Annotated in this window: 22 protein-coding genes; 11 read left to right on the forward strand and 11 right to left on the reverse strand. The window is 61.3% G+C overall.

What is annotated here, in order from left to right; genetic code table 11:
• Positions 1-40 precede the first annotated feature (40 nt).
• Genes ACP691_RS00705 through ACP691_RS00715 form a run of 3 tightly spaced genes read right to left on the reverse strand, consistent with a single transcriptional unit; the run spans position 41 to position 2,740 of the window.
• A complete protein-coding gene (locus tag ACP691_RS00705; protein ID WP_426152491.1) occupies positions 41-646 on the reverse strand; it encodes a pseudouridine synthase in 606 nt (201 codons plus the stop codon).
• A 54-nt stretch (positions 647-700) separates the two neighbouring features.
• Positions 701-2,206: an AMP nucleosidase gene (gene amn, locus ACP691_RS00710; protein WP_426152493.1), complete on the reverse strand. Its 1,506-nt coding sequence runs from the start codon at positions 2,204-2,206 to the stop codon at positions 701-703.
• A gap of 54 nt (positions 2,207-2,260) precedes the next feature.
• Positions 2,261-2,740 carry an Lrp/AsnC family transcriptional regulator gene (locus ACP691_RS00715; protein ID WP_040261607.1) on the reverse strand — a complete coding sequence of 160 codons (480 nt, stop codon included), beginning with the start codon at positions 2,738-2,740 and terminating at the stop codon, positions 2,261-2,263.
• Positions 2,741-3,193: 453 nt separating this feature from the next.
• On the opposite strand from ACP691_RS00715, the gene ACP691_RS00720 reads away from it, so the two are divergent.
• On the forward strand, positions 3,194-4,159 hold the full coding sequence (locus tag ACP691_RS00720; RefSeq protein ID WP_426152495.1) for a DUF6515 family protein: 966 nt from the start codon (positions 3,194-3,196) through the stop codon (positions 4,157-4,159).
• Here the strand turns inward: ACP691_RS00720 and ACP691_RS00725 are convergent.
• Both ACP691_RS00725 and ACP691_RS00730 read right to left on the reverse strand, forming a co-directional pair.
• Complete coding sequence (locus ACP691_RS00725; RefSeq protein ID WP_426152498.1) at positions 4,156-5,046, reverse strand: cation diffusion facilitator family transporter; 891 nt, start codon at positions 5,044-5,046, stop codon at positions 4,156-4,158. The genes ACP691_RS00720 and ACP691_RS00725 overlap by 4 nt on opposite strands.
• A 2-nt stretch (positions 5,047-5,048) precedes the next feature.
• Positions 5,049-5,468, reverse strand: coding sequence for a polyribonucleotide nucleotidyltransferase (locus tag ACP691_RS00730; RefSeq protein ID WP_426152500.1), 420 nt, complete (start codon positions 5,466-5,468; stop codon positions 5,049-5,051).
• A gap of 243 nt (positions 5,469-5,711) precedes the next feature.
• Between ACP691_RS00730 and ACP691_RS00735 the strand changes: the two genes are divergently transcribed.
• Positions 5,712-6,641, forward strand: coding sequence for a cation diffusion facilitator family transporter (locus ACP691_RS00735; RefSeq protein ID WP_426152502.1), 930 nt, complete (start codon positions 5,712-5,714; stop codon positions 6,639-6,641).
• 21 nt (positions 6,642-6,662) lie between these two features.
• The gene (gene hrpB, locus ACP691_RS00740) at positions 6,663-9,167 is read left to right on the forward strand and encodes an ATP-dependent helicase HrpB (RefSeq protein ID WP_426152504.1); all 2,505 of its coding nucleotides are present in this window, start codon (positions 6,663-6,665) and stop codon (positions 9,165-9,167) included.
• A gap of 114 nt (positions 9,168-9,281) precedes the next feature.
• Here hrpB and ACP691_RS00745 read toward each other — a convergent pair whose 3' ends face one another.
• On the reverse strand, positions 9,282-10,364 hold the full coding sequence (locus tag ACP691_RS00745; protein WP_426152506.1) for an endonuclease/exonuclease/phosphatase family protein: 1,083 nt from the start codon (positions 10,362-10,364) through the stop codon (positions 9,282-9,284).
• 54 nt (positions 10,365-10,418) lie between these two features.
• On the reverse strand, positions 10,419-11,081 hold the full coding sequence (locus ACP691_RS00750) for a hypothetical protein (protein WP_426152508.1): 663 nt from the start codon (positions 11,079-11,081) through the stop codon (positions 10,419-10,421).
• Positions 11,082-11,268: 187 nt separating this feature from the next.
• Between ACP691_RS00750 and ACP691_RS00755 the strand changes: the two genes are divergently transcribed.
• From ACP691_RS00755 to ACP691_RS00770, 4 genes are all read left to right on the forward strand, one after another.
• Positions 11,269-12,000, forward strand: a complete 732-nt coding sequence (locus ACP691_RS00755; RefSeq protein WP_426152510.1) for a DUF2076 domain-containing protein — start codon at positions 11,269-11,271, stop codon at positions 11,998-12,000.
• Entirely contained in the window at positions 11,981-12,499 is a 519-nt protein-coding gene (locus tag ACP691_RS00760; RefSeq protein WP_426152512.1) for an NYN domain-containing protein, read from the forward strand. The genes ACP691_RS00755 and ACP691_RS00760 overlap by 20 nt, the downstream gene beginning before the upstream one ends.
• Before the next feature lie 75 nt (positions 12,500-12,574).
• Positions 12,575-13,453, forward strand: a complete 879-nt coding sequence (gene yedA / locus ACP691_RS00765; protein WP_426152514.1) for a drug/metabolite exporter YedA — start codon at positions 12,575-12,577, stop codon at positions 13,451-13,453.
• A gap of 47 nt (positions 13,454-13,500) precedes the next feature.
• A complete protein-coding gene (locus tag ACP691_RS00770; RefSeq protein WP_426152516.1) occupies positions 13,501-14,832 on the forward strand; it encodes a DEAD/DEAH box helicase in 1,332 nt (443 codons plus the stop codon).
• A gap of 10 nt (positions 14,833-14,842) precedes the next feature.
• On the opposite strand, the gene ACP691_RS00775 is transcribed toward ACP691_RS00770, so the two are convergent.
• Together ACP691_RS00775 and ACP691_RS00780 are read right to left on the reverse strand one after the other, a co-directional pair.
• Entirely contained in the window at positions 14,843-16,081 is a 1,239-nt protein-coding gene (locus ACP691_RS00775) for a TIGR03862 family flavoprotein (protein WP_426152518.1), read from the reverse strand.
• A 186-nt stretch (positions 16,082-16,267) separates the two neighbouring features.
• Positions 16,268-17,185, reverse strand: coding sequence for a histone deacetylase family protein (locus tag ACP691_RS00780; protein WP_426152520.1), 918 nt, complete (start codon positions 17,183-17,185; stop codon positions 16,268-16,270).
• 130 nt (positions 17,186-17,315) lie between these two features.
• Here ACP691_RS00780 and tesB point away from each other — a divergent pair, with 130 nt between their 5' ends.
• Positions 17,316-18,185 carry an acyl-CoA thioesterase II gene (gene tesB / locus ACP691_RS00785; RefSeq protein WP_426152522.1) on the forward strand — a complete coding sequence of 290 codons (870 nt, stop codon included), beginning with the start codon at positions 17,316-17,318 and terminating at the stop codon, positions 18,183-18,185.
• Complete coding sequence (locus ACP691_RS00790; RefSeq protein WP_426152524.1) at positions 18,185-18,778, forward strand: HAD family hydrolase; 594 nt, start codon at positions 18,185-18,187, stop codon at positions 18,776-18,778. The genes tesB and ACP691_RS00790 overlap by 1 nt, the downstream gene beginning before the upstream one ends.
• On the opposite strand, the gene ACP691_RS00795 is transcribed toward ACP691_RS00790, so the two are convergent.
• Positions 18,765-19,229 carry an AAA family ATPase gene (locus tag ACP691_RS00795; RefSeq protein WP_426152526.1) on the reverse strand — a complete coding sequence of 155 codons (465 nt, stop codon included), beginning with the start codon at positions 19,227-19,229 and terminating at the stop codon, positions 18,765-18,767. The two genes, ACP691_RS00790 and ACP691_RS00795, sit on opposite strands and share 14 nt — an antisense overlap.
• Here ACP691_RS00795 and tnpC point away from each other — a divergent pair.
• Positions 19,219-20,700 (forward strand): IS66 family transposase, encoded by a 1,482-nt coding sequence (gene tnpC, locus ACP691_RS00800; RefSeq protein ID WP_426152528.1) that lies wholly within the window; start codon positions 19,219-19,221, stop codon positions 20,698-20,700. The two genes, ACP691_RS00795 and tnpC, sit on opposite strands and share 11 nt — an antisense overlap.
• Positions 20,701-20,803: 103 nt before the next feature.
• On the opposite strand, the gene ACP691_RS00805 is transcribed toward tnpC, so the two are convergent.
• Positions 20,804-21,511: a DarT1-associated NADAR antitoxin family protein gene (locus tag ACP691_RS00805; RefSeq protein WP_426152530.1), complete on the reverse strand. Its 708-nt coding sequence runs from the start codon at positions 21,509-21,511 to the stop codon at positions 20,804-20,806.
• 790 nt (positions 21,512-22,301) lie between these two features.
• Here ACP691_RS00805 and ACP691_RS00810 point away from each other — a divergent pair.
• Positions 22,302-23,930, forward strand: a complete 1,629-nt coding sequence (locus ACP691_RS00810) for a DarT ssDNA thymidine ADP-ribosyltransferase family protein (RefSeq protein ID WP_426152532.1) — start codon at positions 22,302-22,304, stop codon at positions 23,928-23,930.
• Positions 23,931-23,958: the final 28 nt, after the last annotated feature.

A 23,958-nucleotide genomic window follows, 5' to 3' on the forward strand; every position in this document is an offset into this window, starting at 1 on the left:
GCTATCACAGTCGTCAGCTTTATGCCTCGGAGCCGTGCTGCTAGATGCTCGTGGGGTTTTCTTCCCGCCATCTGCCGGGCTCTAGCCCATCGAGGCCGAATGGGCCTATCCGTACCCGCACCAGGCGCAAGGTGGGCAGGCCGACCGCGGCGGTCATGCGGCGCACCTGGCGGTTGCGTCCTTCGCGAATCACCAGTTCCAGCCAGGTGGTGGGAATGCTTTTGCGAAAACGCACTGGCGGGTTTCTGGGCCAGAGCTCGGGCTCGGCGAGCAGCCGAGCCCCGGCGGGCAAGGTAGGACCGTCGTTAAGCATGACCCCTTCGCGCAGGCTGGCCAGCTGTTCTGGCGTGGGCTCGCCCTCCACCTGTACCCAGTAGGTTTTCGCCAGTTTGTGCCGTGGGTCGGCAATACGCGCTTGCAGGCGGCCGTCATTGGTAAGCAGCAGCAGGCCTTCGCTATCACGATCCAGTCGCCCGGCCGGATACACGCCGGGAAGGTCCAGATAATCCTTGAGGGTGGCACGTCCCTGATCGTCGCTGAACTGAGTAAGCACGTCGTAGGGTTTGTTCAGCAGGATCAGTCGCGGTGTGGTCGGGGCGGCCTTGGCGACACGGCGAGGCGGAGGACGGCGGGTAGGGGCGGGCATGGGCGACAACCGAAACAAGCGGGGCCGGTAGGATACCAGCCCCGCCAGCGCCTATCACCGGAACGGCGGTTCGTCGAAGCTGCGCAGCTTGCGCGAGTGCAGCGAGTTCAGCTCGTTGCGCAGCAGGTCCAGCGCGGCGATGCCGATGGTCAGGTGCTGGCTGACCGCGCGGTTGTAGAACGCATTGGCCGAGCCCGGCAGCTTGATTTCACTGTGCAACGGTTTGTCCGAGACACACAGCAGGGTGCCGTAGGGCACCCGCAAGCGATAACCCTGGGCAGCAATGGTGCCGCTCTCCATGTCTACGGCCACGGCGCGGGACAGGTTGATCAGGGGCCGCTCTTCCGCCCAGCGCAGTTCCCAGTTACGGTCGTCATAGGTCAGCACGGTGCCGGTGCGCAGGCGTTTCTTCAGTTCGTCGCCGCGCTCGCCAGTGACCTGGGCGGCGGCCTCCTGCAGTGCCAGTTGCACTTCGGCCAAGGCCGGGATCGGAATATGCGGGGGCACCAGGCGATCGAGGATGCCGTCGCGGCGCATGTAGGCGTGGGCCAGCACATAGTCGCCGATGGTCTGGGACGCGCGCAGGCCGCCACAGTGGCCGATCATCAGCCAGCAATGCGGGCGCAATACGGCCAGGTGGTCGGTGATGTTCTTGGCGTTGGACGGGCCGACCCCGATATTGACCAGGGTAATGCCATCGCCATCGGCGGCGATCAGGTGATAGGCCGGCATCTGGTAGCGATGCCAGACCACCGAGGCCACCAGGGCCTGGGCCTGGTCGTGGTCCATGCCTTGTTCGATGATGACATTGCCCGGCATCACCATGCGTACGAAGCGGGGGTCGCTGCGCAGTTGCTCCAGCCCATGGGCAACGAACTGGTCTACGTAGCGATGGTAGTTGGTCAGCAGGATCCACGGTTGCACATGGCGCCAGTCGCTACCGGTGTAGTGCACCAGGCGGCGCAGGCTGAAGTCCACTCGGGCGGCGTCGAACAGGGCCAGCGGCAGGGGATCGGCGTTGGCCCAGTCATACAGGCCATCGGCGATGTTGTCCGTGGCGGCGGAGAGGTCCGTGCTCGGGAAGACCCGTGCCAAAGTGGCCGCGGTAATGCCGGTGCCTGCCAGCTCGTCACCTTGCTCGACCACGTATGGGTACGGGATGTTCTGCTGGCTGACACCCACCTCCAGACGCACGTCGAAATCGCGCATCAGGGGCGTCAACTGCTCCAGCAGGTATTTGCGGAAAGCCGCGGGCTGGGTGACGGTTACCGAGTAGGTGCCGGGTAGTTGCAGCTTCGCATAGGCGCGAGTGGTGCTTGGCACTTCGCCATGGGACTGGTACGTCAGGCGCAGCTCCGGATAGCGGAACAGCCCCCGTTCTTCGGTACTGGGTTCGGTGCGGTCTTTCAGGTAGCGCTTGAGGGCCTGGCTCAGCGCGCCAGTGGCGCGCTCATGCAGCCAGGCCAGGCGTTCCACGGCCTGTTCCGGGGTATTCAGGGTGACGAACGAATCGGCGTCGATACTCACAGGCGGGTCCTTCTCTTTCTGGCAAGCGTTCATCTTGCCTGTTCAGCAGCTTTTTACCAGCCCCGCGCGACACCCCGGTGACAGGCTTCAGGAACGCAAATGCGCCAGAGGCAGCTCGGAGCTGGCCAATACCTGATTGAGTACAAAGCTGGAGCGCACACTGGTAACCCCTTCGATGCGGGTCAGATGGCCGAGCAGCAGTTGTTGGTAATGGTCCATGTCCTGGACCACGACCTTGAGCTGGTAATCGGCTTCCATCCCGGTGACCAGGCTGCATTCGAGCACCTGGGGCAGATTGCGCACCGCCGCTTCGAAATTCTCGAAGCGCTCCGGCGTGTGCCGGTCCATGCCGATCAGTACGTAGGCGGTAAGGTTCAGGCCCAGCTTCTTGCGGTCAAGCAAGGCCACCTGGCGAGTGATGTAGCCGTCGTCTTCCAGCTGCTTGACCCGGCGGGAGCAGGGCGAGGGAGAAAGGCCAATGCGCTCGGCCAGTTCCTGATTGGAAATGCGAGCGTCGCGCTGAAGTTCAGCCAGGATACTCAGGTCATAACGGTCCAGTTTTCCCATGACAGGCGCTCGCGTCGTTTGGATTGCCAAGGATTATCACCATCAGACATTAAATTGCGCAATCCCTTCTTAAACACGCAATCTTCGCAATCCTCTGCTGGGCGCCGCGCGATAAGCTTTACCCCATGATCACCGCCCGGACATGAGTCCACTGCGAGCCGCCCAATCAGGTGGCTGGCGGCCACCGCCCCCACAGGGAGCGAGCTGGCCACCGGGTTGACGCTGGCTCAATCAGGCCGGCCGGAGTGAGCCGACGCCACAAGCGACGCGCCTGGACGCAGTTCATCAAGGGAGGCCCCGAGGCCTCCTTTTTTTATAGCCGCAAAAAGGTGCGGGCCATCATGAAATTGTTCTTGAGCCCGAGAGCTCAGGGCACGTCGCTGGTAGCATGGCGGCGAACCGTCTTAGGTTTTTCCAGTCAAAACCGAGTGCTCGCACTCAGTGAGGATTTCCATGAAAACGCGCACCTGGTGCCTCGCCAGTGCGGCCGCGCTGTGCCTGTGCCTGGGCACCCCGACGTTCGCCGATAACAACAACGCGGACCAACTGCGCGGTAGTGTTCCGCGCGGCCAGGACCGTGGTGATTATCGCGGCGGCGGCCCGCAGCGCCAGCCGCAGCCGAACTACGCTCCCAATCGGGAACAGCAGCCCAACCGCCCAAACCCAGGTTGGCAAGGCAACCCCAACGGAGCTGGGCGGCCCGGGCAACCGAGCGCGAACCTTCCCATTCAGCCCAAGCCGGATGAAGTGCGACAGACCGAACCGCCATTGCGTGGCAGCTACCCGGACCTGCCGCGCAACAACGGCAACCGCCAATGGCAGGCCGGGCATGACCGTGATTGGGAGCCGGATCGCTATCGTGGCAGCGGGTGGGGGCCGGGTCCACAATATCGGCCAGGTCAGCGTATCGACCGTTTTCCTGGGGATAACTATCGCGTGCCCTATCGGGGCAGTGACTATTTCTATTCCTCCGGCTACTGGTATCGGCCAGACCGCTCCGGTTACGTGGTAGTAGCGCCGCCACGTGGCATCCGGGTGCGCTACCTGCCGGACTATGCCACCCGAGTGTGGATCGGCGGCGGCATGTTCTTCCTGGCCGCGGGCACCTATTACCAGTGGCTCAACGACACCCAGGAATATGTGGTCGTAGACGCGCCCAGCACCCCGGTGCAGTCCCAGCCGCAGCCAGTGCCTCAGCCGGTGGTAGCGCCCAGCGGATACGATGTGGCTTTCTATCCGGCCAACGGCCAGAGCCCGTCGCAGATGGAGCGGGATCGCTATGAGTGCCAGCGCTGGGCCGCCCAGCAAACCGGCTTCGACCCGGCGACGGCCACCTACGCGCCTTCGGACCAGGTGGTGTATCTGTTCCGCCAGAACATGGCCAACTGTTTGACCAGCCGCGGATATGGCTTGAATTAGCGCCGGGGCGGCGCGGCCTCTTCCGGATCCGCGTGCACCAGCACTTCAGCCTTGGGGAACTGCTCGATGATGGCAGCCTCGACCTGCTCGCAGAGCCTATGGGCGGCCGAGAGGGTCAGGTGCCCGGGTAATTCCAGGTGCAACTGCACGAACCAGTGCTGGCCGGATACCCGGGTGCGCAGGTCGTGGGCGCCCAGCACGCCTGGCACTGCACAGGCCAGGGCCATCATCTGCGCAGCCACTTCCGTGGGCAGCTCCTGGTCCATCAGGATGCTCGCGCTTTCCTTGCCGATCTGCGCCGCGTTCCACAGGATGTAGAGCCCGATTCCCAGGCCGAACAGCGCGTCCAGCTGAGGGTAGCCTTGGCGGGCGAGCACCAGCGCTACCAGGATGCTGCCGTTGAGGAGCAGGTCCGAACGGTAATGCAGGGAGTCGGCACGCACCGCGGTAGACCCGGTTTCCCTGACGACCTTCGACTGCAGGCACAACAGGCCGAGGGTGAGTACCAGCGACAGCACCATCACTGCGATGCCCACGTCGGCTTCCCCCAGCGGCTCGGGGCTGTTCAGGTGTCGTATCGCCTGCAGGATGATCAATCCGGCGCTCAGTGCGATGAACAGCGCCTGGCCCATCCCCGCCAGAGCCTCTGCCTTGCCATGGCCGTAGCGGTGATCATCGTCGGCCGGGCGCAGCGAATAATGCACCGCCAGCAGGTTGAGGAAGGACGCGGCACCATCGAGCACCGAATCGGTGAGCCCCGCCAGCAGGCTTACCGAGCCGCTCAAGGACCAGGCCAGGGCCTTGGTTACGATCAGCACCGAGGCCACCGCCAGCGAGGCCCGGGTGGCCAGGCGCAACAGGCGGCGATGGCGGGCGCTGGTGCTCATGTTCAGGCGGCGGGACGCAGGCCGAAGGCGGCGAGCTGCTCAACGCTGCCGTGGTGCTGGATCAGTCGCGGGTCGTCCAACGGCAGGTGCTTGCCCAGCTCGGTTTCCAGAATGGCCTGCAGGCGCTTGTTGTCCACGCTGCCATCCGGGTTCACCGCACCCTTGAGCACATCCGGGGAAACCTGGGCATGGGTGCCGCCAGGCAGGTAGATGGCGCCGGTGGCGAAGTCCACGCCAAAGGCGATCAGGCCGGGAATGACATAGAACAGAATGCCGATGGCATCGAGGGCGGCGACCACAGGGTCGATCTTGCCTTCGATCTGGCCGCGGCGGTCGGGCCAGAACAGGGTGCCGCAGGCGGTGAGCTGAGTCAGTACCGAAGCAACCAGAACACTGCCGATCATACGAGATGCGATACGCATGAATTTCTCCTGGAGGTGGGGGCTCGGCCATTTGCATAAATGGCTGTAACCGACAACTACGACCGTGGCCGAGCCGTTGCGGTTCGCCCTTATACCCCGCGCTCGGCCCAAGGACCAGTGAGCGCCGCGTCAGGTCTGAGCCCCACCAGGGTGATGACAGGCGGCAGGCCCCGAGCGAACCGGGTAGAATCCGCCTTTTGCCTGCCCTGCGGGCACCTGCCTTGAAGATAACGCGTAGCCATAATGATAACTTCCGAGCTTAGCCTCCTGCGTCTATCCATCGCCGTCACTGTGCTTGTCGCCAGTTTCGGTATCGCCTTCGGCCTGCTGTCCGGGTCCTTCTCCATCGTGTTCGACGGGGTGTACTCCCTGGCCGACGCCAGCATGAGCGGGCTGGCCCTGATCGTGGCCAGCCTGATCCGCCGTCACACCAGTGAAGGCGCCGCCAACCAGCGCCTGGCGGCGCGCTTCAACATGGGCTTCTGGCATCTGGAGCCGATGGTGCTGGGCCTCAATGGCACCTTGCTGTGCGGCGTGACCCTGTACGCCTTGATCAACGCCGTGGGCAGCCTGATGACCGGGGGGCGCACCCTGGAATTCGGTTTCGCCATCGTCTATGCGGCGCTGACCACCATCGCCTGTTTCAGCCTGGCGGCCGTGGAGTTCCGCGCCAACAAGCGTGTAGCCTCGGACTTCATCGCCCTGGACGCGCGCTCCTGGGTGATGTCGGGCAGCATCAGCCTGGCGCTGTTGTTCGCCTTCCTGGTCGGCATACTGACTCGCGATACGGCCTATGCCTGGATTGGGCCGTACATCGACCCGGCGGTACTGGCGGCGATCTGCCTGGTTATCCTGCCCCTGCCGCTGCGCACCATCCGGCAGGCACTCTCGGACGTCCTGATGGTCACGCCCGCCGCGCTGAAGGAGCGGGTGGACAGCGTCGCCGCCGGGGTGGTCGAACATTATGGCTTCGTGGGTTACCAGGCCTATGTCGCCAAGGTAGGCCGGGCCCAGCAGATCGAACTCTATTTCATCGTCCCCCACGGCTGGCCGGCTCGCACCCTGGAGGAATGGGACGCGGTGCGCAACGTGATCGGCGATGCCATCGGCGACGAAGGCCCGAACCGCTGGCTGACCATTGCCTTTACCTCCGATCCGGAGTGGGCGCGCTGAAGCGCCTGGCCAGGAATGCCCATGAATCCGTTACCTATCGACGCCGCGCTTCCCGCCCTCAAGGTTGCCCTTAAGCAGCGTAACGAGGCGGTACTCGAAGCCCCGCCCGGCGCTGGCAAGACCACTCGCGTTCCGCTGGCTCTGCTGCACGAAGCCTGGCTGGGCGAGCAAAAGATCCTGATGCTCGAACCGCGGCGCTTGGCTGCCCGCGCGGCGGCTGAACGCTTGGCCAGCGAGCTGGGCGAACGGGTCGGGGAAACGGTGGGCTATCGCATTCGCCTGGAGAGCAAGGTCGGCCCGCGCACACGCATCGAAGTGGTGACCGAAGGGATCCTGGCGCGACGGCTTCAGGACGATCCGGCCTTGGAAGGGGTAGGGTTGGTCATCTTCGACGAGTTTCATGAGCGCAGCCTGGATGCCGACCTGGCTCTGGCCTTGGTGCTCAATGGTCGGGAGTTGCTGCGTGACGAGCCCCCGCTCAAGGTGTTGCTGATGTCGGCCACTTTGGAGGGCGAACGCTTGGCCGCCTTACTGGACCAGGCGCCGGTGCTCAGCAGCCAGGGCCGCATGCATCCGGTAGCGATCAAATGGGGGCGGCCGCTGCAGCAGGGGGAGTGGCTGGATGCGCGGGTGGAAAGCATCGTAACCCAAGCCCTGGATGAGCAGCACGGCAGTGTACTGGTGTTCCTGCCTGGCCAGGCGGAGATCAGGCAAGTGGAGCGACGGTTGGAAAGCGCCTTGCCGCGCTACCCCGGCGTACGGCTTTGCCCCCTGCACGGCGAGCTAAGCCTGGATGCCCAGCGGGCCGCCATCGAACCGGCACCGCCAGGGATGCGCAAAGTGGTGTTGGCGACCAATATCGCCGAAACCAGCCTGACCATCGAGGGCGTGCGCGTAGTGGTGGATACCGGCCTGGCTCGAGTGCCTCGCTTCGATCCAGGTACTGGCATGACCCGACTGGACACCCAGCGCATTTCCAAAGCCAGCGCAACCCAGCGCGCCGGCCGCGCGGGGCGATTGGAGCCAGGCGTGTGCTACCGGCTGTGGTCCGAAACCCAGCATGAGCAGCTGCCGGCCTATGACAGCCCCGAAATTCTGCAGGCAGACCTCAGTGGCCTGGCGCTGCAACTGCATCGCTGGGGCGCCAGCGCGGACCAATTGACCTGGCTGGACCCGCCTCCCGCCGCTGCCTTGGCGCAAGCCAACGACCTGCTCTTGCGCCTTGGCGCCCTGGACACCCAAGGACGGCTTACCCCGCATGGCCAGGCCATGGCGACCCTGCCGGCGCACCCTCGGATCGCCCACCTGCTGTTGCGAGCCAAGGCGCTGGGCCTTGAGTCGCTGGGCTGTGACCTGGCCGCCCTGCTGGGCGAACGTGATATCGCGCGCGACGGCGGTGCTGACGTTCATGCCCGCATGATGCTGCTGCGCAGTGGCAGCCGACAGGTAAAGCGTATTCAGCAAATGGCCAGGCAGTATCAGGAGCTGCTCAAGGCCCAGCCAGGCGCCGACAGGCCCGTGGCGGACCCAGACGCTGAGCATTGGCTAGGGGTGTTGCTGGCATTGGCGTATCCGGATCGCGTGGCGCGGCAACGCCGCCCAGGGGGCGCTGACTATCGCCTGGCCAACGGCCGCGCCGCGCAGTTCGGCGAGCCTGATGCGTTGATGAAGCATGAATGGCTGGTGGTCGCTGAGCTTGGCAGCCGCCAGGGCCAGCGGGAAGAACGTATCTATCTGGCGGCTGGCCTGGACCCCGCGCTCTTCGAAAACGTACTGGCCGAACAGGTGCGCCGACACGAGGTGCTGGAGTGGGATGAAAAGGATGCCAGCCTGCGCGCGGAAGCCCAATGGCGCGTGGGCGACCTGATTCTGCGACGTGAGCCCCTGGCCGGGCTGGATGAAAGCGCGCGCTGTCACGCCCTGGTGGACTACGTAAGGCGCAAGGGTTTGGCGTTGCTGCCCTGGACCCCCGAACTGCGCCAGTGGCAAGCGCGTGTGCTGATGCTGCGCCAACTTGACCTGCCTGGCGGCCACAGCGAATGGCCTGATGTCAGCGATCAAGAGCTGCTGGCAACGCTGGACGACTGGCTGGGACCTTACCTGGGCAAGGTGACAAGGCTGGCGCATTTCTCTCAGCTGGATCTTCCCGGCATCCTTCAGGGCCTGCTGCCTTGGCCTTTGCCGCAGCGCCTGGGCGAACTGGCGCCTACGCATCTGGTGGTGCCGTCAGGGTCATCCATTCGCCTGGACTACAGCGAACAGCCACCGGTGCTAGCAGTGCGCCTGCAGGAGCTGTTCGGCCTGGCGGACACCCCGCGCATTGCCAGTGGGCGAGTGCAGGTCAAGCTGCACCTGCTGTCCCCAGCCCGCCGCCCCGTACAGGTGACCCAAGACCTGGCCAACTTCTGGCGCAGTACGTACAGCGAAGTGAAGAAAGACCTCAAAGGCAGATATCCCAAGCACTACTGGCCCGACGACCCATTGGTGGCCGAGGCGACTGCCCGGGCGAAGCCGAGGGGGACGTAAAGGGCTGGTGCTTGCTTGTCCGTCGTTAAACCAGCCGCGAACGATGCAGGGCTTGTCGTTACGCCACGATGCCAATAAACCCACCTGTCCAAGCGAATGGGCTTATACGAGCGCCTAGGGTTTCTTTTCTTGCGCAGGTAACAGGAATCGCCCGCTAAGCGGTAGGTGGTCGGAAATGCCCAGGGTGTCGTCCTGGCGTACCCGAGCGCTCAAGGGAGTAAGGCGTGGGCTGTGAACGAGATAGTCCAGGGTACGATCCGGGCCCCGGGCATCGACCGGAAAGTGGGTGAACCACTGCGCTCGGTCCTCGCCGCCGGCCGCGGCGTTGCTTGGGATCATGGGGTAGCGATCCCATAGCAGGTGAAGGTCGTCCTCCGGGGAATACTGCGACTGCTGCCCAAAAGGTAGCCGCCGGTATTGCCCCAAGGGAAGCAGGTTGAAATCGCCACCGAGCAGCCAGGGCGTACCCAGTGCCTCCAGGCGGTCCACCCTGGCGGCGACCGCCTGGAGCTGTCGGGCCTGGGTCATGTCGTCATGGTGGTAGGGCGCCAGGCGGGTGTTGAGTACGGCCAGATGCTGGTCCGGGGCAATAGGCAAGTACGCGGCCAGGAGCACCTGGCGGCGGCCGAACAGGTTCAGCCAGCCTCCCTCGCGGGGCAACCGCCAACGCTCGGCCTGGCCGATACGGTAACGGCTGAGAATCGCCAGTTTGCGCCCAACGCTGCCGAAGATGTCGGGTTGCGGAACGAACTCGGCTTTCCAATCGAAGGCGTCGACACTGCAGGGATAGAGGTCCACCAAGCGTTGCTGCAGCAGAGCGAGCTGATCTTGGTAACCCGTAGCCTTGGCGCCGTCGTCCAGCTCCTGCAGTAGCACCAGGTCCGGTTGTTCGTCACGGATAACCCGCACCACTTCGTCCAGGTCATGAGCCACATCCTCGGCGCTCGGCGAGGAGTCATGGCTGCGGCCTTGCGGGGCGCCATACCAGAACAGATAGCGTTTGCCGGCCAGGAATTGCACGTTCCAGGTCATGGCCTTCAGTGGCTGGCCAGGGTGCAGCGTAGGTGGCGCGCCTCGACAGGCGGGAGTCACGCTGGCGTGTGGCTCGGGGTGCCAGGTGAGATGCCAGGCGAGCGCGGCCAGGGCAAGCGCTAGCAGGGAAAGGACCAGCAAGGCTGTACGCAGTCGTCGGATCATCGGCTCGGCTACGGCATTGCGAAGCCCCGAGCATAACCGAGGCCGCGGCCCACGTCAGGAGCGCAGGGTAGGGTCCGTGACCAGCATGAACAAGCGGAACAGCACCACGGTGGTCAGCAACTGCACTACGCCATTGCCGCAGTCCACGAGGAAGGACAGGGGCAGGTTGCTGTCGTCCGGCACCCAGGCCGCGCTGGCGAAGTCGATCAACCAGAGCGGCACCAGCACTACCAGCACGCACCCCAGCACCCGCCAGAAGGGGCCGCGTGTCAGTTCGAAGCTCTGCTTGATGGCAGCCCAGGGCGTCAGCCCGCGCAGCACCAGCAGATACTCGGCGAAGGCCAGGCGGGCCATCAACCACAGGCCGGGCAATACATAGAGGGCCATGCCCAGCAGAATGGCCAGGGAACAGAATGCCGCCAGCAACGCGAAGCGCGGCCACAGGCGCAGCCCCATGCTCAGCAACAGGCCCAGCGAGGGCGCTTCGCCGTTGCTGCGGGCGTCCAGGTAAAGAATGAGGGCCGCGCTGTAGATGGGATAGAACAGCAACCCGGCCAGGATGTCGAACGCTCCACGGGCTGTGCTCTGGACACTATGATCCACCAGCTGCTCGGCCACCGACTGCAGGGCCAGCAGTGGCAGGCACAGCTTGAGGATGGCACCCAGGTGAGCGCGGAAGAAATACAGTGAATCTTGCAGGATGGTCAGCGGGTTCATCACGCCAATGTCTTGAGCCAGGCAGATCCGACACTGTACCGGATGCTCCCGGTGGGGCAAACGCCTCGGTGGGTGATTAACAATGTTTCATCGCCCCGGGCCGTTGAAACCCTCGGGGCCAACCCCATAATGAACGGCATACGGCCCCCGAGGGGCCGCCCCCTGAAGGGCACATGACGAGGTGGCCATGAACAGCGAAGAGCAAAGCCTGATCGACGGACTTTTTTCCCGACTCAAGAAAGCCGAGGCCGAAGGCGGCCCGCGCGATGCCCAGGCTGAACAGCGCATCCGTGAGCACGTGGCCAGCCAGCCGGCGGCGGCCTATTACATGGCTCAGGCCATTCTGGTGCAGGAAGCGGCGGTGAAGCGGCTCGATGACATGAACCGTCAGCTCAAGGCCGAACTCGAGCAGGCGCGCGCCGCTGGCAGCAAACCGGCGCATGGCGGCGGGTTCCTGTCCGGGTTGTTCGGTGGCGGCTCGCGTGAGCCCGCTCCGCCCGCGCCCGTGGCATCCAGCGGAGGGGGCTGGCGTGAACCTGCGCGCGGTTATGCACCGCCACCGCAGTACCCTGTTGGAGGCCAGCCGGCTTACCAACCGGGCTATGCGCAGCCCCAGGCCGCTGGTGGCGGCTTCATGCGAGGCGCCCTGCAGACCGCGGCGGGCGTGGCCGGTGGCATGATGCTGGCCGAAGGGCTCAGCAGCCTGTTCCATCATGACAACGCGTCTCAGGAGATCGTCGAGATCATTCGCGAAGAACCCGCGCCCGCGGCTGACCAGGGCGGTGGTTGGGCTGACGATAGCCAGCAGATGGTGAGTGACAACGGCGGCTGGAACAATGACAGTGGCGGTTTCGCGGACACTGACTATAGCGCCGACGACGGCGGAGGCTTCCTCGCCGATGACGACGAGTACGTCTGAGGTGTCAGGCGCCGGCTCCGGCCGGCGCATCGCCCTCTTCGCCGATGTACAGAACCTTTACTACACGGTTCGCCAGGTGCATGGCTGTCACTTCAACTACGCCGCGCTCTGGAACCAGGTCGCCCAGCGCGGCACGATCGCCAAGGCGTTCGCCTATGCCATCGACCGGGGCGACCCCAAGCAGCAGCAATTCCAGCGCATCCTGCGGCAATTGGGTTTCGAGGTCAGGCTCAAGCCTTATATCCAGCGCAGTGATGGCTCGGCCAAGGGCGACTGGGACGTCGGCATTACCATCGACGTGATGGAGGCCGCCGGCGAAGTGGACGAGGTGGTACTGGCATCCGGCGATGGTGATTTCGACCTGCTGCTCCAACACGTGCACCAGCGTCATGGCGTTGCCACTACGGTGTTCGGCACCCCGGGACTGACGGCGGCCTCGCTGATCCGTGCGGCGGGAGAATACATTCCCGTACAAGGCGCCCTACTGTTGCGACACTGATCAATAGGTATTGGCTGGACGGCGGCCGTTTCGCTCGTACAATGGATCCCCTTATCTCGATTTCGAGCGCCTGCCATGCCGTCCCGTCCCGTGCCTGCCCTGTTGGTCGGTGCCTTCCTGGCCCTGTACCTGGTGTGGGGTTCCACCTATCTGTTCATTCGCATCGGCATCGAGTCCTGGCCACCCTTGACCATGGCCGGCCTGCGTTTCCTCAGCGCGGGGGCGATCCTCTATGTGTTCTTGCGCTTGCGGGGGGCGCCCCGGCCCACGGCGCCGCAATGGCGAGGCGGTGCCTGGGTAGGCCTGCTGTTGCTCGGCTGCGGTAACGGCGGGGTAACCTTGGCCGAGCATGCCGGCGTAGCCTCGGGGGTCGCCGCCTTGACGGTCGCCACGGTGCCGCTGTTCACCCTTTTATTCGGCCTGTGCTGGGGCCAGCGCAACTCCTGGCTGGAGTGGGCCGGCATCCTGTTGGGGCTGGTGGGTATCGGCTTGCTCAATTTGGGCGCCAACCTTCAGGCCAGCCCAGGCGGGGCGGCGCTGCTGCTCTTCGCCGCCGCTGCCTGGGCGTTCGGCTCGGTATGGAGCCGCTACTTGCCACTGCCCGCCGGTGGCATGGCCAGTGCCGTGGAAATGCTTATCGCTGGCGCCGCGCTCCTGGCCGCCGGGCTGCTCAGTGGCGAGCGAATCACTCAATGGCCCAGCCTGGCCGGCTGGTTGTCGCTGGGCTACCTGGTGTTCTTTGGCTCCATCCTGGCGTTCAATGCCTATATGTACCTGCTCAAGCACGTCAGGCCCGCGGCCGCGACCAGCTATGCCTATGTGAACCCCGTGGTGGCGGTGCTGCTGGGCATGGCCTTCGCCAATGAACGCATTGGCCCGTGGGAAGGCTTGGCGATGCTGGTGATCATCAGCGCGGTGGTGCTGATTGGCCTGCCCCAATGGCGGCGGCGCTGATCCGGGGTAAACTGGACGCCTTGCCGTTCTTTTTTCAGGTACACCCGATGACCTTCGCTTCACTGGGCTTGATCGAGCCGTTGCTCAACCGGCTATCGAGCCTGGGCTATGAAAAGCCAACCCCGATCCAGGAAAAGGCGATCCCCGCCGTGCTCGCAGGCCGTGACCTCATGGCCGCGGCCCAGACCGGCACCGGGAAAACCGCCGGCTTCGCCTTGCCGTTGTTGCAGCATTTGACTCTGCAGGGAAGCCAGGTAGCGAGCAATCGTGTGCGGGCGCTCATCCTGGTGCCTACTCGCGAGCTGGCCGAGCAGGTGCACAGCAACGTCAAGGCCTATGCCGAGGGGCTGCCGTTGCGAACCTACGCGGTCTATGGCGGGGTCAGCCTCAATCCACAGATGATGGCCTTGCGTCGAGGTGTGGATGTCCTGGTGGCCACGCCGGGGCGCTTGCTCGACCTGCACCGCAACAATGCGGTGAAATTCGACCAGGTCGAGACGTTGGTGCTCGACGAGGCCGACCGCATGCTTGACCTGGGCTTCGCCGAAGAACTGCGCGGCCTCTACGCGGCCCTGCCGAAGCGGCGTCAGACCCTGCTGTTCTCTGCTACCTTCTCGGATGACATTCGCCTGCTTGCCGGGCAGATGCTGGACGAACCCCTGAGCGTGGAAGTCAGCCCCCGCAACCAGGCGGCCACCACGGTTCGCCAGTGGGTCGTGCCTGTGGATAAAAAGCGCAAAGCGGAGCTGTTTTCCCATCTGCTGCGTCAGCGGCGTTGGAAGCACGTCCTGGTCTTCGCCAAGACGCGCAATGGCGTCGACCAACTGGTGGAGCGCTTGCAAGGCCAGGGCGTGGCAGCCGACGGCATCCATGGCGACAAGCCTCAGGCCACCCGCCAGCGGGCGCTGGACAATTTCAAGGCCGGTGAGCTGACGGTACTGGTAGCTACCGATGTGGCTGCCCGTGGCCTGGACATCCAGGATCTTCCCCTGGTGGTGAACCTGGACCTGCCTATCGTGGCCGAGGATTACGTTCACCGGATCGGCCGAACGGGGCGCGCGGGAGCTACTGGCGAGGCTATTTCGCTGGTATGCGCCGATGAAGTGGAACAGTTGGCCGCGATCGAAGCCTTGACCCGGCAAACCCTCAAGCGGGTGGAAGAGCCTGATTTCGAGCCGGATCATCGGGTGCCAGAAACCACAGCGGGCGGGCAAATCCTCAAAAAACCGAAGAAGCCTAAAAAGCCCAAGGCCAGCGGGGGCAAGGCTGCGCTTGGGCGCTGGACCGAAAGCCGTGAGGCGCCCGCGGCAGAGCCGCCGGTCAAGGCCGTGCGCAAGGTGCCGGCATTCAATACGGGGCCGCGCAAGCGCAAGCCTTGACAGACTGCGCTCAAGCCGCCGGCGGGGCGGCCAGGTAGGCCAGCACGCCTTCGGCGGCGCGGCGACCACTGGCGAAACAGGCCGTGAGCAGGTAACCGCCGGTCGGGGCCTCCCAGTCGAGCATCTCGCCGGCGCAGAACACACCGGGAAGGGCGCGCAGCATCAGATGCCCGTCGAGCGCGGCGCGGCGAATGCCACCGGCGCTGCTGATCGCTTCTTCCAGCGGGCGAGGGCGTACCAGGGTAAGCGGCAAGGCCTTGATGGTTCGGGCAAGGCGAACAGAGTCCTGGAAGGTCGCCGCATCGGTCAGTTCTCGCAGCAATGCTGCCTTGACACCGTCCAGACGCAGTTGCCCTTGCAGATGGCGCGCCATGGAGCGGCTCCCGCGGGGCTTGTTCAAGGCGGCCTCCACCTGACCGAGAGTTCTGGCCGGTAGCAAGTCGACGAGCACTTCACAGGCCCCATTGCGATTGATCGCCTCACGGATCGGCGCCGAGAGGGCATAGACCAGGCTGCCCTCGATGCCGTGCTCGGTCACTACGCATTCCCCAGCCCGGGCCGGCTGCCCTGGCAGGCTCAAGGCAATGTTCTTTAGCGGAGCGCCTGCGAAGCGTTCCTTGATCATCGCGCTCCAAGCCGTCACTTCGAAGCCACAATTGGCCGGCTGCATAGAGCGGGTTTCAACCCCGCGAGCGTTCAGCCAGGGCAGCCAGGCGCCGTCCGAGCCTAGCCGCGGCCAGCTTGCGCCACCTAGCGCCAATACGGTCGCGCGGGGTTGCAAGGCCAAGGCTTCGCCCTGATGGTCCAGGCACAGGCTGCCATCCTCGTTCCAGCCCAGCCAGCGGTGGCGGGTGTGGATAACCACGCCCTGGTCACGCAAGCGCTTGAGCCATGCACGGAGCAAGGGCGCGGCTTTCATATCGGTGGGGAATACCCGCCCGGAGCTGCCGATGAACGTCTCGATGCCCAGCTCATGTATCCACTGCCGCAGCTCGCCGGCGCCGAAGTGTTGCAGCCAGGGGCCGACCCAGTCGGCCTGCTCGGCATAGCGTTGCACGAAAGCCTGCGCCGGTTCGCTGTGAGTGATGTTCATGCCGCCCACCCCGGCGAGCAGGAATTTGCGGCCTACCGAGGGCATGGCGTCATACACCGCCACGGCTATGCCGGCCTGGCTCAGCACTTCGGCCGCCATGAGTCCGGCCGGGCCTCCGCCCATAACTGCCACTTGCGCAGGAGCCTTCACCGCCATTTCGCCTCGCCAGAAAAAAGTGCGCTAGTTTACCGGAGGATATCCACGGGCACCTGCTCAAAATTTAACCAGAAGCTGGGCGGCCCTGTGAATAAAGGTGCTTTGACAGTTTCACTCAGGTTATCCACAGCCGGCTCTACAGTGAATGTGGGTAACCTATCGGCGTTGCTCGGTGGCTTCGGTTATTCACATGCCACGGGTTTGCCATAGTTCGCTGGCTACCCTATGGAGGATGCCATGACGACGAGCCAAAGCCTGGCGGTCTTTACTGTAGCCGCCGCCAATCACGCCCATCACCGCAATGCCGCGGTTCAGGCAATGTTCCAGCACTCGCTTGTCTCGCGCGGCCACGCCAGCGTCGGTGAGCTGCAGATACCCGAGGGCGTCGTCTCGATGCACGTCTACGCCAGCGTCGTAAAGCACCAGGTCGGGTTGATACAAGGGCAGGAGGTAATTGAGGGCATCCTCCACCACCTGAAGATAAGCCTCGTCGCCCATGCCCAAGGGTAGCGGGATATCCCAGTCACTTTGGGCCTTGCGTACCGGAAAGTTCTTTTCACAATGCAGTGATACGGTAATGGCGTCGGCCACGTCCGCGAGCAGACGCGCCGTTCCGTCGCCCTGATGTACGTCACAGTCGAAGATCAGCACACGCTGTACCCTGCCGGCCTCCAGCAAGTAGCGGCTGACCACGGCCAGATCATTGAAGATGCAAAAGCCGGAAGGGTAATCGTAATGGGCATGATGGGTGCCGCCGGCCAGGTGACAGGCCAGGCCATGCTTCAACGCCAGCTCCGCGGTGAGCAGCGAGCCCCCTACGGCGCGCACGGTGCGCCTGGCCACGGCCTCGCTCCAGGGCAGGCCCAGGCGCCGCTGGTCTTCACGGGACAACTCGCCGGCCATGTAGCGCTCTATGTAGTCGGGCGCGTGGGCCAGGGCCAGCACCTCGGCGGGGCAGAGTTCGGGCCGGTGCAGCGCTTGGTCGCAGGCGATTTCCGTGGCGAGCAAATGGTCATGGAGCAGGCGGAACTTCTCCATGGGAAAGCGATGGTCCGCTGGAAACGGTGGGCTGTAGTCGTCGTGGTAAACCAGAGGCAGGGGCATGATGATCCGCATGGCTAAAGCCTGGAGTGTGCCAGCTTTATCCACAGCTGCCCACGGCAGGCGGGCGGTGGCGGAGAACATCAAGGTATGATGGCCGCCTGGGTATTTTGTAAGGCGAGGTAACACCGCAATGAGCCATGTGCTGGATGATCTGGTCGACCTGCTGACCTTGGAGCCGATCGAAGAAAACCTGTTCCGCGGGCGCAGCCAGGACCTGGGCTTCCGTCAACTGTTCGGCGGCCAGGTGCTGGGGCAGTCGCTGTCCGCGGCCAGCCAGACCGTAGAAGAGGCGCGTCACGTCCATTCGTTGCATGGGTACTTCCTGCGCCCCGGTGACGCGTCCCTGCCAGTGGTCTATATGGTGGACCGAGTTCGTGACGGCGGCAGCTTTTCCACACGCCGGGTCACCGCCGTGCAAAAGGGCAACACCATCTTCACCTGCTCGGCCTCTTTCCAGTACGACGAAGAAGGCTTCTCCCACCAGAGCGCCATGCCTGAGGTGGTGGGCCCGGAAAACCTGCCCACCGAACTGGAGTTGATGCGTCACCGGGAAGAGCTGATTCCGCCTCACCTGCGAGAAAAGCTGCTGTGCCCTAAACCTATCGAAATACGACCAGTGACAGAGCGCGACCCCTATAACCCCACGCCTGGTGATCCGGTCAAGTATGTGTGGTTCCGGGCCGATGGCCAGCTGGCGGACCTGCCGGCCTTGCACAAATACGTGATGGCCTACGCTTCGGACTTCAACCTGCTCACCACCTCGCTGCTGCCTCATGGCAAGAGCGTGTGGCACCGGGACATGCAGATGGCCAGCCTGGATCACGCCCTGTGGTTCCATGGCAACCTGATCGCCGACGACTGGCTGCTGTACGCCCTGGATAGCCCTTGGGCGGGCAATGCTCGCGGCTTCGCCCGTGGCAGTGTCTACAATCGCGCGGGCCAACTGGTCGCGTCGTCCGCTCAGGAAGGGCTGATCCGCCATCGGAAGGACTGGGCCTGATGCTGAGTAAGATTCGCCACTGGGTATTCGACATGGACGGCACCCTCACCGTGGCGGCCCATGATTTCAATGCCATCCGGCTAGCCTTGGACATTCCGTTGGAGGAGGACATCCTCGGTCACCTGGCCGCGCTTCCACCGGCCCAAGCCGCGGTAAAGCATGCCTGGCTGTTGGAGCATGAGCGTGAACTGGCCCTGGCTGCCAGGCCCGCGCCAGGGGCCGTGGCGTTGGTCCGCTACCTGGCCGAGCGCGGCGTGCGCCTGGGCGTGCTGACCCGCAACGCCCGCGAGCTGGCCCATATCACCCTGGGCGCCATTGGCCTCGGTGACTGCTTCGCCCGCGATGACGTGCTCGGCCGCGACGAAGCCGCCTTCAAGCCCAGCCCGGAAGGCCTGCATAAACTCGCCCAGGCCTGGCAAGTCGCCCCCGCTGAGATGGTGATGGTGGGCGACTATCGCTTCGACCTGGAGGCGGGCCGCGCCGCCGGTACACGCACGGTACTGGTCAACCTGCCCAGCAACCCCTGGCCAGAATTGGTGGACTGGCATGCGGTGGATTGTGGGGCTTTGTTGGGAATGCTCAAGGCGCTCTAGAGGCATTTAGAAATGCGGTATCTAAGTCCGCCCCACCGTAATGCCTTTGGAACGCTTGACCCGAGTCGAAGCGATGAAATTGTTGTTTATTTACAAACCATAACAAGTCAACGTGATCCGCTATCTCCTGTAAGTGATGCGAGGATACGACTATGGTCTTGCCAGCTTTCTTGGCAGCGGCAATGGCATGCCAGATGAAATAACGATGCTCAGGATCTACACCCGCAGTGGGTTCGTCTAAAAGTATGAGCTCATTAGGTTGAGCCAATAGCGTCAAGGCAAAGTAGTACCGGATCTCTCCGTAGCTGCAATGAGTAGGTCGACGCTTCGACAAAGCAGCGAATTTTTTCGACAAGGAAGGATGCCAAGCGCCCAAGTGCTCAACGACGTCTAACCTCGCTATAGGGCAGAAAGCGCTCAGCGCGGAGATCATATCGAACATGTCCCCCATGCAGGCACTTCAGAAAGGTGAGTCGGATCAGCAGCGCATTGCCCAGCTTGAGGAACAGGTTGCGTTGCTGCGTCATCGTCTGTTTTCACCGAAGTCTGAACAAGGCACCGACCCCGATTCGCCTCAACTGGCGATGTTCAACGAGGCCGAAGAGATCCTCGCCGAGCCGGCGGCGGAGCCGATTGATGAAGAAACCGTCGCGCCGGTCAAGCGCCGTGGCAAGCGCAAGCCTCTCCCGGCCAACCTGCCGCGCATCGATGTTGTGCATGAACTGCCAGAGCACGAACTGACCTGCGATTGCGGCTGCCGCAAACAGGTCATCGGTGAACAAACCAGCGAACAGTTGGACATCGTGCCGATGCAGTTTCGCGTCATCCGCCACATTCGCAAGACCTACGCCTGCAAGGCCTGCGAAACCGCGCCGGTGACGGCTGACAAACCTGCCCAGCTGATCGAGAAGAGCCTGGCCAGCCCTGGCGTATTGGCGATGCTGCTGACCACCAAATACGCCGACGGGTTGCCGCTGTACCGCTTTGAAAAAGTGCTCAACCGCCATGGTGTCGATGTGTCCAGGCAAACCCTGGCCCGTTGGGTCATCCAGTGCGCCACGCATTTTCAGCCCCTGTTGAACCTGCTGCGCGATCGGCTGTTGGAAAGCCCTGTCATCCATTGCGACGAGACACGTCTTCAAGTCCTGCATGAGCCGGGACGCGACCCCACTGCGCAGTCCTGGATGTGGGTGCAGGGCGGTGGGCCGCCTGACACACCCGTGGTGCTGTTCAACTACGACACCCGCCGCGCGCAGGCCGTACCGTTGCGCCTGTTCGACGGGTATCAGGGCTACCTGATGACCGATGATTACGTCGGCTATAACGCCGTAGCGGCTATGCCGGGTATTACCCGACTCGGCTGCTGGGCGCACGCTCGCCGAACGTTCGTAGAAGCCCAAAAAGTGCAACCCAAGGGCAAGACCGGGCGCGCCGACATGGCGCTGAACCTGATCGGCAAGTTGTACGGGATCGAGCGGGACTGCAAGGACAGCAGCGATGCCGAGCGCTTGGAGATGCGGCAAAAACGAAGCGTGCCCGTGCTGGCCCAACTCAAAAGCTGGCTCGACAAAACCCAGCCCAACACCTTGCCCCAAACGGCCTTGGGCAAGGCCGTGAACTACCTGGCCAGCAACTGGGGCAAACTTGAGCGCCATGTAGAGGCCGGTTACCTGCCGCTGGACAACAACCGCGCCGAGAATGCCATCCGCCCGTTCGTGATCGGGCGCAAGAATTGGATGTTCAGCGATACACCGCAAGGCGCCACGGCCAGCGCGCAGGTCTACAGCCTGATCGAAACGGCCAAGGCCAATGGACGTGAACCCTATGCCTGGTTGCGGTATGTGCTGGAGCGGTTGGCGATGGCGACATCGGTGGAGGATTACGAAGCGCTGTTACCTTGGAATTGCCCCGCTACGAACTGATGAGCCGGCACCTGGCCATGGCAAGGTGCGGTTTGTAGAGTGCTTACATCCTTAACTCAATAGCTCGTTGTTGAACACAGCCTCTGAAACCGCCCTATTGCAATCAAATCAAACTTAGCTGCTTCGTATCATCTCGATACGTGTTAGACACTAGCGCACCGCCCACGGTTGCTAGAAACTCGCCTTGCGAAGACGTAGCCCTTTCCAGCAGACCTTGCTTGCAAAGTGATACAAATAGCGCGACAGAATATGCCTGGCAGCTGAAAGAGCGCTCTGGGTTAAATTCAATATCAGTGAACGCGGAGTAAGAAAGCACCTGATCAATAACTGATTTGGGTTGTTTTTTTAAAGCATTTATGTAAATCCAGTCATAGAAGGCAGTGCGAGGTTCAAGCTCCCAGTCCGTATTAAAAAAATCAAACCTTAACAATCTGCCCGAGTTTTGAAGCCGTTGATCTTTTTTTGCCTCTCGAGAACTTAATTTAAAGATGTCTCTGTACGGCCCTCCCAACTCGAATACTTTACTACCTTGAAACGCACATTCTACACTAAGCTTAACACCATACTTTTTCGTCGTAAACTCCAAATTAAATGCGCTGAGTGCGATTCCCAGTGTATCTTTAGATTTGCTAGAGACCTCTAAAATATTTCCAACTGGCGGGATGGATTCGGACGCAGCAGAATGAAGAGCTTCAATAGACTTTTGTTTTTGTGTAATAGCCATTCCTGCAGTCCACTTAAATTTGACTGACTTAGTCATCACAAAGGTTTCAGCAAATGGGGTCGGGATGAATATCGAACGCTCAGCCATCTTCTATCTCCACTTCTTATTCGCAATGCCATCTTAAGAGCTATTGACGCCAACACCCGCAGCTTAACGTCTTTTGAAAAGTCATTGCATTTCGATAGCCTAGCAATATAAGTACAGCACTCCGAACCTAGATTCATTAGCTATTACAGAACAAGAAATCTAGCAGGTACATAAGATTTTGTAAATCACTATGCTCCATTTCAACTGATACGCTTGCCATTCGTTTACCCCGGCGCTGGTACCAAGCTTCCAATGGATATACGGCTACTAATCTCGAGAAGTGCACCTGAGCAGCGATCAAGCCTTGTGAAGTGATCCGTCATAATGCTACAGCGCAATGATTCCCCTAGAGAAACTAACGCCAAAATACGGAAATTTGTCACCCATCTTAAATTCCTCGCACTCAAAGCTGTAAACTTCAATATAAACATATAGATCTTCATAATGCGAGCAGCCCTCTGTCAACGTTTGTGCACAAGAGGCTAGGACCCTTAATACTTTTTGCCTCTGTGAATTTATAATTTAAAATGAGTTAGTTGGCTATCGCTAAAAATAGGATTTCATAAGCAAAGATCAAAGCGCATGATGCTCATCTGAGAGTTATGTCTTGGCGTATCGCTCCTGCCTAGCAAAATTCCAGAAGAGCGTGTAAGCTCGATGATCGACCAATGACAGGGATGAAATAAGATGCATGCACCAACGAAGATTCATCTATTCGGAAGTAATAATGCCGAGCTGAAGAACAGCTTATCACGGACGCAATCGAACTTTCAGGGATGAACTCCTAAAAATGACAATAATTTACTATCAACTGCTTATCGTCTGCACAATTATTATTGTGAGAATTTTTGCCAAAAATTACTTGACTGCTCTTTGTGTAGCTTGGTCAGGGTTCACGATATTTAACGTCTTTATTTCGCCGCTTCTTCTTTTGCAGTTCATCACCATCTGGGGTACGTTTTCTCTTGTAGTATCGCGCGAGAGAAATACCGCGACGACTAAAGTTGGTGAGACTGATAGCGCTGGTACTTTCACTTCAACTCAGCCTCTCGAATCTAAGCCATCCATGTCACAGGCGCGCCTTAAGCCTTCTGATATTATTGGGTTACCCCCTAAAAAGCCTACCGCTCCGACCAAGAGTTCTAAAAATATTGTGCATGAATCTCTTAGAGCAGCTGGCCTAGTGCTCAAAGATTCTACTGAAGCTCTAGCACTACAAAGTGAGCTGCAGAAAGCTACGTCTCTGCTAAGTAACTCGATAGGAGCTGAACGAATAAAAGTTGAGGCTGCGCTGAAGCAGGCTAACAATGCTTTGGAAGAGGAAAAGCGCCGCGAACAGATGGACCTCAAGAAATTGGCATATTATGAGGAAGCACATGATCGTTTCTCCCGTCTCCTACGAGAGCATGGCAAACAGGGTGAGGATAGAAATATCCCAGACGTGGCGCCCCCTGACTTTACCATTCCCCCTAGGCATATCAACGAAAAGCTCGCGGATTCCATTGAGCAAAGAATCAATTCGTTGTACAGAGAAAGAGAAACTTTCCTTTCTGAAGTTGCTAAGCAGCTAGGGAAAAATGAAAGGCTAATTGAGATATTTGAAGAAAGGCTGTCCAATATGGGTGCCAATGAGGTTTGGGGCGCTATCCTGCTCAAGGTGCGCGCTCAAGATTCGTCGCCAAAACTTATGAGGTTTAGCGACATACTCAATCCTATGGCAGATAAGAGCGCGCATTTACCCGCAACTATACCGCCGGAGCTTCAGAAATATGTCCGTGCTAGAAAAATCAAGGCGCGGGTTGAGGAAATTGAGCTCCCGTATCTTGTCCATTTCACGCAAGTAGAGAACTTGCCTTCGATCATGAAGCATGGCATATGCCCAATCGCCACAATGAATGATCAGCATATCTCTCATATTGCTAACGACAAGCTTAGACTCGACGGGCATCCTGATGCCAGCTCATTCTCAATAGCACATCCAAACGACAAGATGTTCGCCAGCTACCGATGGGCGAACAAAGAGCGAAACTGGGTAGTACTCATTATAGATCGCTCCGCTCTATGGACCTTGAACGCAGCATTTTGCAAGCACAACGCTGCGGATGGTCGAATCAGACTGGTGGATCTCGAGGGTTTGAAGACAGAGTCAGCCTTTGCCGCGATGTTCACTCCTTTAGTCGGGCTCCCCGTTCGGGAAGCGGATAGCTTGAAGCCATACGATCCTACAGACGTCCAAGCCGAAGTCTTAATTTTTGATATAGTGGAGCCTGAAATGATCAAAGGCATGGTTTTCAATCAAGCTCGTGTGTTGGAACAGTATAAAAAGCATGTTGGGGATCGGCAAGCGCTAATTAATGTTGAAGGTAAAGGTTTTTTTAGTGCTCGATCCTATGCGCGAATAACAGGTTGGTCATGTTGACGGACTGTCAGATTATTTGTGTTCGGGC

The organism is Pseudomonas sp. DC3200b2 (assembly GCF_049895785.1).
In the GTDB taxonomy this organism is placed as follows: Bacteria; Pseudomonadota; Gammaproteobacteria; order Pseudomonadales; family Pseudomonadaceae; genus Aquipseudomonas; species Aquipseudomonas massiliensis.